This window comes from Xanthomonas citri pv. mangiferaeindicae (assembly GCA_002240395.1).
GTDB lineage: Bacteria > Pseudomonadota > Gammaproteobacteria > Xanthomonadales > Xanthomonadaceae > Luteimonas > Luteimonas citri_A.
In genome coordinates this window covers 3,300,251-3,314,745 of record CP016836.1, presented here as the reverse complement: position 1 = coordinate 3,314,745, position 14,495 = coordinate 3,300,251, and the positions used below count along the sequence as shown (strand labels likewise).

The 14,495-nt window shown below is 69.5% G+C and carries 10 protein-coding genes and 1 pseudogene; 8 read left to right on the top strand and 3 right to left on the bottom strand.

Annotation, left to right across the window (positions count from 1 at the left end):
- Positions 1-47: 47 nt before the first annotated feature.
- From BEN78_14390 to BEN78_14355, 8 genes and pseudogenes are all read left to right on the top strand, one after another.
- Positions 48-2,225, top strand: a complete 2,178-nt coding sequence (locus tag BEN78_14390; GenBank protein ASR44376.1) for a chemotaxis protein — start codon at positions 48-50, stop codon at positions 2,223-2,225.
- A gap of 21 nt (positions 2,226-2,246) precedes the next feature.
- The gene (locus BEN78_14385) at positions 2,247-3,029 is read left to right on the top strand and encodes a hypothetical protein (protein ID ASR44375.1); all 783 of its coding nucleotides are present in this window, start codon (positions 2,247-2,249) and stop codon (positions 3,027-3,029) included.
- Positions 3,030-3,120: 91 nt separating this feature from the next.
- Positions 3,121-3,588 carry a chemotaxis protein CheW gene (locus BEN78_14380; GenBank protein ID ASR44374.1) on the top strand — a complete coding sequence of 156 codons (468 nt, stop codon included), beginning with the start codon at positions 3,121-3,123 and terminating at the stop codon, positions 3,586-3,588.
- A gap of 115 nt (positions 3,589-3,703) precedes the next feature.
- Positions 3,704-4,090: a hypothetical protein gene (locus BEN78_14375; GenBank protein ASR44373.1), complete on the top strand. Its 387-nt coding sequence runs from the start codon at positions 3,704-3,706 to the stop codon at positions 4,088-4,090.
- A gap of 70 nt (positions 4,091-4,160) precedes the next feature.
- Positions 4,161-6,523: pseudogene (locus BEN78_14370) on the top strand (chemotaxis protein).
- Between the two features lie 131 nt (positions 6,524-6,654).
- The gene (locus BEN78_14365; GenBank protein ID ASR44372.1) at positions 6,655-7,524 is read left to right on the top strand and encodes a chemotaxis protein CheR; all 870 of its coding nucleotides are present in this window, start codon (positions 6,655-6,657) and stop codon (positions 7,522-7,524) included.
- Positions 7,525-7,547: 23 nt separating this feature from the next.
- On the top strand, positions 7,548-8,114 hold the full coding sequence (locus tag BEN78_14360) for a chemotaxis protein CheD (protein ASR45160.1): 567 nt from the start codon (positions 7,548-7,550) through the stop codon (positions 8,112-8,114).
- The gene (locus BEN78_14355; GenBank protein ID ASR44371.1) at positions 8,111-9,190 is read left to right on the top strand and encodes a chemotaxis response regulator protein-glutamate methylesterase; all 1,080 of its coding nucleotides are present in this window, start codon (positions 8,111-8,113) and stop codon (positions 9,188-9,190) included. Before BEN78_14360 ends, BEN78_14355 begins: the two co-directional genes overlap by 4 nt.
- Positions 9,191-9,316: 126 nt before the next feature.
- Here the strand turns inward: BEN78_14355 and BEN78_14350 are convergent, their stop codons facing one another.
- From BEN78_14350 to BEN78_14340, 3 genes are all read right to left on the bottom strand, one after another.
- Positions 9,317-10,285, bottom strand: a complete 969-nt coding sequence (locus BEN78_14350) for a hypothetical protein (protein ASR44370.1) — start codon at positions 10,283-10,285, stop codon at positions 9,317-9,319.
- Positions 10,286-10,289: 4 nt separating this feature from the next.
- Positions 10,290-13,292 (bottom strand): hypothetical protein, encoded by a 3,003-nt coding sequence (locus tag BEN78_14345; GenBank protein ID ASR44369.1) that lies wholly within the window; start codon positions 13,290-13,292, stop codon positions 10,290-10,292.
- 132 nt (positions 13,293-13,424) lie between these two features.
- Positions 13,425-13,976 (bottom strand): hypothetical protein, encoded by a 552-nt coding sequence (locus BEN78_14340; GenBank protein ASR45159.1) that lies wholly within the window; start codon positions 13,974-13,976, stop codon positions 13,425-13,427.
- Positions 13,977-14,495: the final 519 nt, after the last annotated feature.

The window sequence follows — 14,495 nt, the reverse complement described above, 5'->3', positions numbered from 1 at the left end:
GACGCAGCGCGGCCGATACCGGTGGCAGGCCCACTCCTGCCACCCTCATGAATCCCGTCGCCGCCGTGCTCCGTGCGCTGTCCGATCTTTCGATGCAGCGCAAGTTCCTGCTCCAGACCGCGCTCGTCGCGACCGGTATCATCCTGCTGGCCGTCGTCGCGGCCCGGGTCCAGTTCGTGGACCTCAACCAGTCCCGCAAGGACGGTGTCGCATCGCAGGTCAAACTGGCGCTGGGTGTTGTCGAGGAGTACGCCAGCCGCGCCGAACATGGCGAGCTGACCCTTGAGCAGGCCAAGGACCGCGCCCTGCGCACGCTCGCGGCGATGCGCTCGGACAACGACGTCGACTACTTCTTCGTCACCGACGAACACCCAACCATGCTGATGCACCCGCTGCGCGCGGACCTGATCGGCAAGGACGTGTCCGGGATCACCGATACCGATGGCACGGCCATCTACAGCCGCTTTGTCGAAGTCGCGCGCGCCGGCGGCGGCAACGTCGACTACGTCTGGGCCAAGCCGGGCGAGGACGAACCGGTGCACAAGACCTCCTACTCGGCGTTGTATGCGCCGTGGGGCTGGGTCGTGACCACCGGCGTCTATCTCGACGATACCCAGTCCCAGGCGCTGACATTCACCGCGATCATGACCGTCGTCGGCGGCCTGCTGGTGCTGCTCAACGCCGGGATCGGCTGGCTGATCGGCCGCTCGGTGCTCGAGCCGCTGGGGCGGGCGGTGAGCGCGATCCGCGGCGTGGCCCACGGCGACCTGAGCATCCGCACCGGCCACCAAGGCCGCGACGAGATCGGCCAGATGCTGCGCTCGACCGACGAGATGGTGCACATGCTCGAGCGGTTCTCCGAACAGACGCGCGAGATGATCCGCCAGCATGCGGGCGACGACATGCGTCACCGGATGCCGGTCGACTTCCCGGGCGTCTACGGCGAACTGGCGTCGGGCATCAACACCATGATGTTCGAGCACCTGGACGCATTCGTCGAGGCAATCGAGATCCTCAACGAGTACGCCAACGGCGACCTGTCGCGCGACGCGCGCCGCCTGCCCGCCAGCCGCGCGGTGCTGCACGAGGCGATGGACGCCGCCAAGGCCAGCCTCATGGCGATCAACGGCGAGATCAACCGGCTGGCCGCAGCGGCCGCCGCCGGCGACTTCTCGGTCCGCGGCGACGAGCGCCGGTTCCGCGACGACTTCGGCCGCATGATCCAGAGCCTCAACGCGATGATGGCGGCCAGCGATCGCAGCCTGAGCGAGCTCTCGCGGCTGCTGCAATCGATCGCCGCCGGCGACCTGACCGCGCGTATGGACGGCGACTTCCACGGCGTGTTCGCCCGCATGCGCGACGACGCCAATGCCACCGTCGCCCAGCTCACCGCCATCGTCGCCCGCATCCAGGGCGCGTCGGCTGCGATTGGCACCGCCTCCACCGAGATCGCCTCGGGCAACGACGACCTCTCGCGCCGCACCGAGCAGCAGGCCGCCAATCTGGAAGAAACCGCGGCCTCGATGGAGGAACTGACCTCCACCGTCCGCCAGAATGCCGACCACGCCCGCCAGGCCAATCAGCTCGCCCAGGGCGCGGCCACCGTCGCCTCCCAGGGCGGTGAGGTCGTCGGTCAGGTCGTTTCCACGATGGCCGACATCGAGGCCTCCTCGCGCAAGATCGCCGACATCATCTCGGTCATCGACGGCATCGCGTTCCAGACCAACATCCTCGCGCTCAACGCCGCGGTCGAGGCCGCGCGGGCCGGCGAACAGGGCCGCGGCTTTGCGGTCGTGGCCTCCGAGGTCCGTACGCTTGCCCAGCGCAGCGCCAACGCTGCCAAGGAGATCAAGGGCCTGATCGAGGACTCCACCAGCAAGGTCGCCAGCGGCGCCGCGCTCGCAGGACAGGCCGGCACCACGATGGCCGAGATGGTCGCCTCGGTGCAGCGCGTGACCGACATCATGGCCGAGATCTCCGCCGCCTCGCAGGAGCAGGCGGCGGGTATCGAACAGGTCAACCAGACCATCGTGCAGATGGACGAGACCACCCAGCAGAACGCGGCCTTGGTCGAAGAAGCCTCGGCTGCTGCGCGGGCGATGGAGGAACAGGCCGCCGGGCTTGCCGATGCGATCGCGGTGTTCCGTGTCGATACCGCCACCGCGTTGCTGCAGGCAGTGGTGGACGCGGCCCGCCCGCCGGCCCCAGGCCACGCGCTGCCCTGATCGTCCAGGCCCACCCCACGCATGACGGCAAGGACGATGGCGCCTGCAGACCCGCTCCATCCGCTGGACGACGAAGCGCTGTCGCGCTACATGCTGCGCGACAGTGCCGACATGGGCCGGGTGCTGCGCAGCCTGGTCGAGACCAAGGCATTGATCAGCGGCAGCCTGATGCCAGGCGACCTGTCCTGCCCGACCGCACTGCTCGCGGTCGGCGACGACGGCACGCTGGTGCTCGACGCCAGCCGCCAGGACGCCCTCAATCGCAGGATTGCGACCTGCACCCAACTCGTCTGCGATACCCGGCTCGACGCGGTGCAGATCCGTTTCCGACTCTCGACGCCATTGCCGATGCTGCACGAGGGGCGCCAGGCGTTCGTCGCATCCTGGCCCGAGGCGCTGCTGCGCCTGCAGCGACGCGATCTTTATCGTGTCGTGCCACCGCTCGATGCCGGCGTGACGCTGCACCCGGGGCATGGCGACACCCCGGCGGCGTCATCGGACGACGGCCTGCGGGTGCTGGACCTGAGCGGCGGCGGGCTCGCAGTGGCGATGGATGACGGCGACGATCCGCGTTTTGCACCCGGGCGCACGCTCGATCGCTGCCTGTTGCAGTTGCCGGACGCCGCCCCGGTTCCCGTGGCCGTCGCCGTGGCGCACCGCTTCTGCGAGCAGACCGGCCCGCGGGTGCGCTGGCGTGCGGGCTGCCGCTTCGTCGCGCTGGCACCGGCCGCGCAGCGGCGCATCCTGCAGTCCATCTTCCAGATCGAGCGCCAGCGCAACGCCCGGCTCCGCCGCGCCGTGTAGCGCCGGCGCCTAAAGTTGCCCGCCGCGCGGCCGATGTCGCACGGGACACCCGACACGCGCGCGAGCGCGGCATGCCTGCAGGAGCGCACCGATGAGCAGTCCAGATCCCCAGAACGCCGGCGAGTACCTCACCTTCACCCTGGGCGACGAGCACTACGGCGTCGACATCCTCAAGGTGCAGGAGATCCGAGGCTACGACGCAGTCACCCGCCTGCCCGACGCGCCGGACTACATCAAAGGCGTGATCAACCTGCGCGGCACGATCGTGCCGGTGATCGACCTGCGCCTGAAGCTGCGCCTGGCGCAGGCGCGCTATGACAGTTTCACGGTGATGATCGTGCTCAATGTCGAGGACCGTGTCGTGGGGATCGTCGTCGACGGTGTGTCGGACGTGGTGCCGCTTTCTGCCGAGCAGATCCGCCCGACGCCCGAGTTCGGTGCGGCGATCGACACCCGCTGCATCTCCGGCATCGGCACGTTCGACGACCGCATGCTGATCCTGCTCGACATCGAGACCCTGCTCGACAGCGCCGAACTGGCGGTTCCCCAGGCAGCGTGATCCCCGATCTGGGACCGCCGTCACACAGCTTTCACTCAAGGCCCGGCCGCACACGGCCGATAGAGGCGGACACAGGCGCTTTCGCGCCTGCCGTCCATCGATCAAGGAGCAGACCATGACCATCCACTGCAAGACGTCTTCCCTGCTGGCCGCGCTGCTGCTGGTCGGGGGCGCCTCGACCGCCTTCGCCCAGGAGGCCATCCGTCCCGAACAGGCCGTGCGCTTCGTCGGCAAGAGCGGCATGGTCTGCGGCAAGGTCGAAAAGACCCGCTACGCGGAGAACACCGAAGGCCAGCCGACCTTCCTGTACATGGGCGGCGCGTTCCCGCGCCACACCTTCTCGGCGCGCATCCCCAACGAGCAGCGTGACCGGTTCCGTCCCTCGCCCGAGGAACTGGAAGGCCGCGATGTGTGCGTCGTGGGCACCATCCAGCGCGACGCCAGCCGCGCCGAGATCGCAGTCAGCTCGCCCAGCGACATCAAGCTCGCCACCATCAAGTAAACCCCGCGCCCGGATTGCAGACCGCATCCGGGCCGTTTTTTCCATCCGGCCGCCTACGGGGGATTGCCGCATGCACTGGTTCTCGAATCTCAAGCTCGCACCGAAACTGATGCTGGCATTCGGCGTCGTCCTGATCCTGATGATCGCCCAGGGCGTGGGTGGCTTCATCGGCCTGCGCTCGCTCGACAGCGTGACCGACCACCTGGCCGACAACACCCTGCCGACGCTGACCACAGTCGGCGAAACGCGCGCCCTGCTCGGCGAGTACCGCGCCGCGTCATATCTGGGTCTGGTGCGCGCCAGCGATCAGGTCAAGCGCGATGCGCGCGAGCGCACCGCTGCGATGGAGCAGCAGATCGATGCAAACATGGCAGCGTACGCGCCGCTGATCGTCTCGCCGGAAGAGCGCAAGCTCTACGACGGCTTCGTGACCGCTTGGACCGATGCCAAGGCCTCCTACCACGAGGTCAACGAACTGATCGAGCTCGACCTGCCTGACGACGCCACCGACACCTTCATCGGCCGCACCCGCGACCTGCACATGGCCGCCGGCAACGCGTTGCAGGCGCTGCAGGCCGAGGCCGACCGCCAGGCCACCGCGGCTCGTGAGGAGGCGCGCTCGGTGCAGACCGGGTCGAGCATTCTGATGGTGGTCATGCTGCTGGCCGGCATCACCGGCGGCATGGTCATCGCCTGGCTGATGGCACGCAACCTCACCGGCGCCACCCGCTCGGCAGTCGCGGTCGCCAATGACGTGGCCAGCGGCAAGCTCGACACCCGCATCGATGCCAGCCGCCGCGACGAGATCGGCGACCTGCTCAAGGCCATGCAGCGGATGCAGCACGACCTGCGCGAGCGGATCGAGCGCGACCAAAAGATTGCCAGCGAGAATCTGCGCATCCGCACCGCGCTCGACAGTGCCTCGACCGGCATGATCGTCACCGACGAGAAGTTCGACATCCTCTACGTCAATCCGGCGCTGGAAACCGTGATGCGCGACAACGCCGAGGCGATCGCCGCCGAGCTGCCGCACTACGATCCGGCCCAGCCGCTGCTGGGGGCCTCGCTGGCGACGTTCGAGCTGGACGGCAAGCCGGACCAGCGCGTGCTGACCAGTCTCAAGGAGCGCGGCATCGCGCACCGCGAGATGCATTACCAGGACGCCTGCATCGCGCAGATCATCTCGCCGATCCGCGACGCGCACGGCCGCGATATCGGCCTGATCGCCGAATGGCGCGACCGCACCGGTGAAGTCCGGGTCGAAGCCGAAGTCGCCCGCATCGTGTCCGCGGCCGCGGCCGGCGATCTCGACCATCGCGTCTCGCTGGACGGCAAGCACGGCTTCATCCTGCAGCTGGCGCAGCAGCTCAACAGCCTGCTCGACGCCAACGCGGTCAGCCTGGCGCAGGTCTCGCACGTGCTCAATGCGCTCGCCTCGGGCGATCTGACCGCGCGCATGGAAGGCGATTTCCACGGCGTGTTCGCCCGCATGCGCGACGACGCCAACGCCACCGTCGCCCAGCTCACCGCCATCGTCGCCCGCATCCAGGACGCGTCGGCTGCGATCGGCACCGCGTCCACCGAGATCGCCTCGGGCAACGACGACCTCTCGCGCCGCACCGAGCAGCAGGCGGCCAATCTGGAAGAAACCGCCGCCTCGATGGAGGAACTGACCTCCACCGTGCGCCAGAACGCCGACCACGCCCGCCAGGCCAATCAGCTCGCCCAAGGCGCGGCCACCGTCGCCTCCCAGGGCGGCGAGGTCGTCGGTCAGGTCGTTTCCACGATGGCCGACATCGAGGCCTCATCGCGCAAGATCGCCGACATCATCTCGGTCATCGACGGCATCGCGTTCCAGACCAATATTCTCGCGCTCAACGCCGCCGTCGAGGCCGCACGCGCCGGCGAACAGGGCGCGGTTTCGCGGTCGTGGCCTCCGAGGTCCGTACGCTTGCCCAGCGCAGCGCCAACGCCGCCAAGGAGATCAAGGGCCTGATCGACGACTCCACCAGCAAGGTCGCCAGCGGTGCCGCGCTCGCTGGACAGGCTGGCAAGACCATGGCCGAGATGGTCGCCTCGGTGCAGCGGGTGACCGACATCATGGCCGAAATCTCCGCCGCCTCGCAGGAACAGGCCGCGGGTATCGAGCAGGTCAACCAGACCATCGTGCAGATGGACGAGACCACCCAGCAGAACGCCGCACTGGTCGAAGAAGCCTCGGCCGCCGCGCGGGCGATGGAGGAGCAGGCCACGGGCCTGGCCGACGCGATCTCGATGCTGCGGATCGAAGGACAGGCCGTGGCCGCACCCGCCGCGAAACCGACCCGGGCAGCGCCGCCACCGTCGCGCAAGCCGGCACCCGCCGCGCCACGTCCGGCAACACGCGCTCCCGCCGCGCCCGCTCTGGCCGAGGCGGACTGGGCGGAGTTCTGATCGTCGCCGCCGATACGGGGCACCGACAAGGCCCGGCCCAGTGCCGGGCCTTGCGCGTGACGCGACGATCGCGGTCAACTTCGCCGGCGTCGCGCCGATAACCATCGAGTCTCCCTGACGCGCCGGTCGCCATGAGTGCCGCTTCCCTGCCCCACCCGCCCGGCGACGCCCGCCAGTTCGTGTTCGCCGACCGCGATTTCCGTCGCGTGTGCCAGCTGATCCACGACCGGGCGGGCATCGCGCTGGTCGCCAGCAAGCGCGACATGGTCTACGGCCGGCTGTCGCGGCGGCTGCGCGCGCTCGGCCTCGACGACTTCAGTGACTATCTGGCGTTGCTGGAGGGCGATCCCGACGGCGATGAATGGCAGGCGTTCACCAATGCGCTGACCACCAATCTGACCTCGTTCTTCCGCGAGCCGCACCACTTCGAGACGCTGCGCACCCAGTTGCAGCGCGCCGGGTCGGGCCGCAAGCCGCTGACGCTGTGGTCGTGCGCAGCCTCGACCGGCGAGGAACCGTACTCGATGGCCATCACCGCCTGCGAGGCCTTCGACACGCTGCAGCCGCCGGTGCGCATCGTCGCGACCGACATCGACACCCAGGTCCTGGCGACCGCGCGTCAGGGCGTCTATCCGATCGAACGCGTCGCCGCACTCGACGCGGACCTGCGGCGCCGCTTCTTCCAGCGCGGCACCGGCCCCAATGCCGGCAAGTGCCGCGTGCATCCGGCGCTGCAGGCGCTGATCGAGTTCCGTCCCTTGAATCTGCTGGCCAGCCGTTACGATGTCGGCGGTCCGTTCGATGCGATCTTCTGCCGCAATGTGATGATCTACTTCGACAAGCCGACCCAGCGCGGCATCCTGTCGCGGCTGATCACGCACATGGACGCGGCCAGCCTGCTTTATACCGGGCACTCGGAAAACTACCTGCACGCCGCCGACCTGATCCAGCCCTGCGGCCGCACGCTGTACCGCCGCCACTTCGCAGCGACTGCCCCGTGAGCGCGCCGCCCAGCGACACGGTGATGCGCTACCGCGACCCACAGTTCCAGGTGCCGGCCGCCAAGCTGCTGCCGACCCAGTACCTGGTGGTCAACGACGGCACCGCGCTGGTCACCGTGCTGGGCTCATGCGTGGCCGCGTGCATTCGCGACCCGCTGCTGCACCTGGGCGGCATGAACCACTTCCTGTTGCCCGACGGTGGCAATGGCGACGGCGCGCCGGCCCGCTACGGCAGCTATGCGATGGAAGTGCTGATCAACGAGCTGCTCAAGCGCGGCGCCAGCCGCCGTCGCCTCGAGGCCAAGGTGTTCGGTGGCGCCAACGTGCTCAAGGGCTTCACCAGCAACCCGGTGGGCACGCGCAACGCCGAGTTCGTGCGCGGCTATCTGGACGCGGAGAACATCCCGGTCGTGGCCGAGGATCTGCAGGGCATCCATCCGCGCAAGGTGTGGTTCTTCCCGCAGACCGGCAAGGTGATGGTCTACCGGCTGCCGCACGCACACGGCGCCGAGGTGGCGGCCGCCGAATCGGCCGTCCGTGCCCGCTTGGCGCGCGCGCCGGTCGCCGGCGATGTGGAGCTGTTCGAATGACGCCGGTGCGCGTGCTCATCGTCGACGACTCGGCGGTCGTGCGTCAGTTGCTGACCGAAGTGCTGTCCGCCGATCCCCAGATCGAGGTCGTGGGCAGCGCCGCCGACCCCTTGCTCGCCCGCGAGAAGATCAAGCGCCTGCATCCCGATGTGCTGACCCTCGATGTCGAGATGCCGCGCATGGACGGCCTGGTGTTTCTCGACAATCTGATGCGACTGCGGCCGATGCCGGTGGTGATGGTGTCCTCGCTGACCGAGCGCGGCGCCGACATCACCCTGCAGGCCTTGGCGCTGGGCGCGGTGGACTTTGTCGCCAAGCCACGCATCAATGTCGCCCACGGCCTGGAAAGCTACGCGCAGGAGATCACTGCGAAGGTCAAGGCCGCGGCGCGCGCGCAGGTCCGCGCCGCACCGCGCCCGACATCGCGTCCGGCGGCCGGGCCCGCTGCTGCGACCGAGACGACCGCCACACCGGTCGCGTTGCGCTACCGCACGACCGACCGGCTGATCGCAATCGGCGCGTCCGCGGGCGGTACCGAAGCGATCCGCGTCGTGCTCGAGGCGATGCCGCCCGATGCACCGGCCATCGTGCTGACCCAGCACATTCCCGCCAGTTTCAGCGCACCGTTCGCCGAACGCCTGGACCGGCATTGCGCGATGCTGGTGCGCGAGGCGCGCGACGGCGAGACCATCCTGCCCGGGCATGTCTACCTGCCGCCGGGCGACCACCACCTGCGCGTGCTGCGCGACGGCGCTCGCTGGCGTTGCCGGCTCGACCCCGGCCCGCCGGTCAACCGACACCGGCCTGCGGTCGACGTGCTGTTCCGCTCGGTCGCGCAGGCGGCGGGCGCCAACGCGGTTGCGGCGATCCTCACCGGCATGGGCGACGACGGCGCCCGCGGACTGCTCGAACTGCGCGAGGCCGGGGCTGCGACGCTGGTGCAGGACGAGGCCAGCAGCGTCGTCTGGGGCATGCCCGGCGCCGCCTGGAAGCTGGGCGCCGCGCAGGAATGCCTGCCGCTGGACCGCATCGCCCAGCGCCTGCTCGCATTGGCCCGGCGCGAGACGGCCGACTGACCGCGCCCCCGCCCATGCGCCGCCGCGCCCGGCGCCCAAGCTGCGCGCGGTCAGCCGGCTGCGACCATCGACCGGGACGATCGTGTGCCACGCCGCAGCATCAGGATTTCCGCGCCCACCGCTTGCTCAGTGCGACGCGCCTGGATAGGCCTTTTCGCCGGCCAGCACCGCCAGCCGGACTGTTTGGCCGTCGGCATCGCGCTGCGCGAGGCGATTGCCCGGCGGCGGCAAAGGACAGGTGGCGTAGGCGGTGTACGCACACGGCGGGTTGTAGGCGCGGTTGAAGTCGACGACGACGGTCGCATCGTCGGCGACAGGGCCGGTCTGCAGATAGCGGCCGACCGCATAGGTCTCCCGCCCGCTGGTCCGATCCTGGAAGTTGAGGCTCAGGCCCTGCTGCGGATCGCCCAGCGCCTCCAGCCGCCAGCGGTGTCCGTCCTTGTCGAATTCCACATAGCCTGGATTGGGCGTGTCGTTGATGTCGCCAATGATGTTGGCGATCGGCAGGGTCGTGCCCGGCGGGTGGGCCACGAACCGGGCCTGCACCCGCCAGGCGGGATCGGGCTCGAAGAAGTCGAGGCCTGCAAACTGAAGGCGCGCCGGCGCATCGGCGTGCCGGACCCGCAGGCCGAGCCGATCGCCGCGGCGGATCAACGAGATCCGGCCCTTGCCCTCGTCGTAACCGAGCTGGGTGCCGCCGTCCCGGCCTTCGGGCTCCAACGCCACCTCGCCCTGCAGGGGGCGGCCATCGACGGTAACCGCGGCTTCTCGGTCAGCGGTGAAGTAGATGCCATCGGCCCGCCGCTCGAGTTCGCCCAGGTGCGGCGGACCGATGGCCAGGCGGATGTCGTCCTGCGCGCCGCCGCCGACGCGCTGTCTGTCGGCCTCGACCCAATGCAGGCCGATGAGGCTCGTCCAGCCATCGGGCTTGTTCAACGCGTCGGCACGTTCGCGAACCCACGCCGCATGCGCCTGACGGAACTCAGGTGTGGTGTCCGCCGAGGCGATCGGCGCCGCGCCGGGCGCGTCCGGGCGATCGCAGGCGACGAGCGCCGGGAGCAGCAAAACTGCGAATGCGAGCGTACGCGTCTTCATGGGGTCACCAGGTCCTTGAGATGCCGAGATGCAGATAACGGCCGTAGGATTCGTGCAGGGCCGTCAGATAGTTGCCGGCGGCGTTCAGCGGCGGCGCCTTGTCGAACAGATTGCGTGCGCCGGCTTCCACCGTCGTGCCGGCGAGCGGCCCGCGGGTGAAGGCATGCGCCACCGACAAGGCCCAGCGCTGGGTGGACGGTACGACGAACGGGCTGCGATCGGCATACGCGCCAGCGGTCACGCTGCCGCTGTAGTCATCGCGCAGCCGCACCGTCCAGCCGGCGTGCTGCCAGAGCAGCGTCGCGCTGCCGCGCCATTCCGGCTTCGCGCCGTTGATGCCCACTTCGTTGGCCGCGCCCAGGTTCGCGGCGACGATGTCCAGCGCGCCGCTGTCGATGGCCTCGGCCACCTGCTGTACTTCGATCGGCTTGTGCTGGGTGTAGGCCTTGAGGCGGCTGACGTCGAGCAACAACGCGAAGTCGCCCCACGCCGTCTCGCGGAACCGCCAGGCCAGGCGGTAGTCCACCCCGGACGCGGTCAGCGGTTGCCGGTTGCGATAGGTGTCGTACACATGGGTCACGACACCGGCCGGCGCGATGCCCGAGCCCTCGAACAGCGCGATGTCCTCGGCGGTCACCGGGGCGCGGACCACGTTCGGGTTGCTGCGGCCCTCGACGACGCGCAGATACGCGTCGTAGAGCACCTCCTCGCCCATGGTGCCGATCGGATTCTCGACTTCGATCCGCCAGGCGTCCACGCTCAGACTCAGATCGCCCAGCCCCGGCGGCAGGAACCGCGGCTCGAACACCGCGCCCCACGACGATTGCCGGGTCGTCTCCGGTGCGACATCGTCGCCGTAGGCCGTGACGGCGCTGACCGACGGCTTGACCTGCGATCCGTTGCTGTAGGCGTTCAGGCAGGCGGTGTAGTCGGGATGCGCGCCCTTGACCACCAGCGCGTGGCAACGCACGGCGTCGTTGTTGAAGCCGAAACCGTAGGTCGGCGGCGCGTTCACCAGTTCCAGGCCGGGGGCGCGGAAGCCGCCGCTGATCGAGCCGCGCAGCAGCAGGCTGTCGTTGACGCCCCACGCCGCGGCGACCTTCGGTTTGGCCACATCGCCGGCATCGCTGTAGTCCTCGTAACGCCCCGCGATCTGCAGGTCCAGCGAACGCACGAACGGGATGCCGTGGGTCGATGCGACCAGCGGCACCGCCAGCTCGATCAGCGCCGACTTCACATTGCGGCTGCCGCGCACGTCGGGCCGGGGACTGTGGGTGAAGAAATTGCTCTGGGCGACGGTCCCGGTGTACCAGTCCACGTACGGTGTGCTGCCATCGATGCTCCGGTCGCGATCGTCGAAGCGACTTTCGTAGCGGTACTCCACGCCCGCCGCCAGGCCGATGTCGCCGGCATACCAGGACAGCAGGTCGGGCCGGTCGAGCTTGAAGTCCCACAACGCCAGTTCGGCCGTTCCCTCGCGGGTTGCCTCGCCGATGAACGCGGAGGTGTCGTAGGCCGTGGCATCCCCGACCCGGATGCTGGCCGGGTCGCCACCGCTGAACGGGTTGTAGGCGCTGGCATCGGTGCGGTTCACCGCGTCGATGAAGGCATCGGTGAACCCGCCCTGCTGTCGATCGGTGCTGCGCGCGCGGGAATACAGCAGCGCGGTTTCCCAGTTCCAGCCCGAATCGGTCCAGCCGCGCAGGCCGAGCAGCGCTCGCGATTGCGAGTTGTCGACACGGACCCGGCGGACGCCCGAATCGGCGAACTGGTAGTTGAGCAGCCGGATCGCGTCCGCCCCCCGCAGGGCGTCGGGCACCCAGTAGGCATCTGGCCGGATGTGCAGCAGGAAGCCGTCGCCGCCGAACCCCGCCTCGCTGCTGACCCAGGATTCGGATTGCGCGCGGTAGTAGCCGAGTTCGCCGAACAGCTGACGGCGGTCGTCCAGGTCGAAACGTGCCGTGGCGAACACGTTGCCCTTGTCGATCGCAGGCGCGGTCGTGATGCCCGGCTCGGCGCCGGCGTCGTAGTGGTAGCGGGTCGGCACCTGACCCGGCGCCAGGGCGCCGGTGGCCGGGTCGATGTGCCAGCTGCCGGTCCGCCGCCCATCGATGTAGGTGTCGAAATGGCCCCAAGGCGTGCGGGTGGTGAAGCCGGTGGTGCCGTCGGGATCGGGGACGCTGGTGCCGTCGGCCAGCACGCGGCGGCCGTCGGTCGCCGTGAACCAGGCGTCCGAATTGCGCTGCGCGGTCCGGGTGGACAGCCCATAGAGCACCGATACATTGCCGCGGCCGCCGGCGAAATCGCGGCCGACGTAGCCCTCGAGCGACACGTCCTCGCGGTGGCCGTCCTGGACCGCGCCGTAGCGCAGCGTGATGCCGCCGCCGTCCTCCAGGTTGGTCGGCGTGATCAGATCGGTGACGCCGGCGATCGCATCGGCGCCATAGATGGACGCCGCCCCGTCGAGCAGCAGATCGATGCGCTCCAGGCCGAAAGTCGGGATCGCATTCGCGTTGTAGGTGGTGTTGTCCCCGCTGTTGCTGATCGGATGCTGCACGGTGCGGCGGCCGTTGATCAGCAGCAAGGTGTACTTGGCGCCGAGGTTGCGCAGATTGATGGCCCCCACGTCGCCACGCGCGACATTGGAATTGCGCCCGGCGTTGGTGGTGCCCTTCTCGGTCACCGCGACGTCGCCGAACTGCGGCAGGCTGCGGAACAGTTCGTTGCCGTTGGTCGCGCCGGTGGCCTGGATCTGGGCCCGGTCCACCGTCGCCACCGGCAACGCCGCGGCGGCGCCGCCACCGGCGATCCGCGAGCCGAGCACCGAGACCTTGTCGAGCAAGCGCGCAGAGGGTGCGGATGCCGCGTCCGGCGCGTCGTCTGCCTGCACGCTCGTCGACAGCAGCGCGCACAACGCCAGCGCCAGGCGGCCGCGCGTCGGCGCGGTCACGCGCGCGCCGCGGGCGGCGGCCGTCGGGACAGGATGGGCGCGGGCGGAACGGTGCATCGGGGACCCCGTGGTTCGATGGAAGGACGACCGCGTTCGACGGACCTCGCACGCACGTGTGCGCGCGCGATCCGGGCGCGTCGAATGCTCTGGTTCTGATGGCGCGCGGCGCACGCCGCGCGGGAGTGCTAGCTAGCGCGGCGTCTGCGCGAACGCGCCGCGCACGATGCGGCCGTCCAGCGTCTGCGCATCCTTGACCAGGTTGTAGAGCGGACAGGTCGCCTCGACCGCCTGGCGCAGGGCGTCGATGTCCTGCGCGGACGCAGGCGATGCGATGGTCGCGGTGTAGCGGATGTTGCGAAACCGCGCCGGCGTGCTGACGTTCGCACCGAAACGCGGTCCGAGCTCGCCGTCCACGGTCAGTTCCAGGGTGTCGAGCAGCACATTGCGGGTGGCGGCCTGCACTTCGAAGATGTGCGTCAGGCAGGTCGCGGTCACGCCCAGCAGGTGTTCCTCCACGGTCGGCGCAAGCCCGTACCCCAGCAGGTCCGGCGCGCTGTCGTGCAGTTGCTGGTGGTAGCCGTCCTCGCCCAGGAATACCCGGCGCAGGCCGGTATGCGGCTCGACGTGTGCACGCGCGACCAGGGCGCGCGGCGTCGAGGTCCGCTCCGCCGCCTGGGCGCGCTTGCCCAGCACGGCGGGCCGCTTTTCCTCGGTGATGAAATCGCGCAGACCGGGCGGCAGGTCGGCTTCGCGCTGCGCCGGCGAGTGCGTGTAGCGCACCTCGGCATGGCTGACCTGCTGCGGTCGGGTCACCAGATCGATCGCCGCCGACTGCGCATGGACGGCCTGGCGGAGCGATTCGAGCTGCGCGGCGTCGGCCGGCGAGTCGATGTAGGCTACGTAGGACAGGTTGTTCGGATAGGCCAGGGTGTCGCTCTTGCGCTCGGGCACGCTCGTGAACACCACGTCCAACGCGTCGATCGGAACGTTCTGCACCGCCGCCTGCACGATGTACTCGTCGGCGACCGCACTGGCCAGCGTGCCGACCAGGGAGTCCCAGGACCCCGCCCGAGGTTGTAGCCGGCATAGTCGCGGCCACTGTCGCTGATGGACTGATACTCGCCGTTCGGCCCCAGGCGCAGCCGGCGCACGCCCGAGCGGCTCTCGGCGGTGACCTTGCCATGCAGCGCGGTGGGTGCGGCGTCCTGCGCCTGCAGGGCCTGGATCGCCGCCCGCTTGTTGCTCAGGTACGCGCGCAGC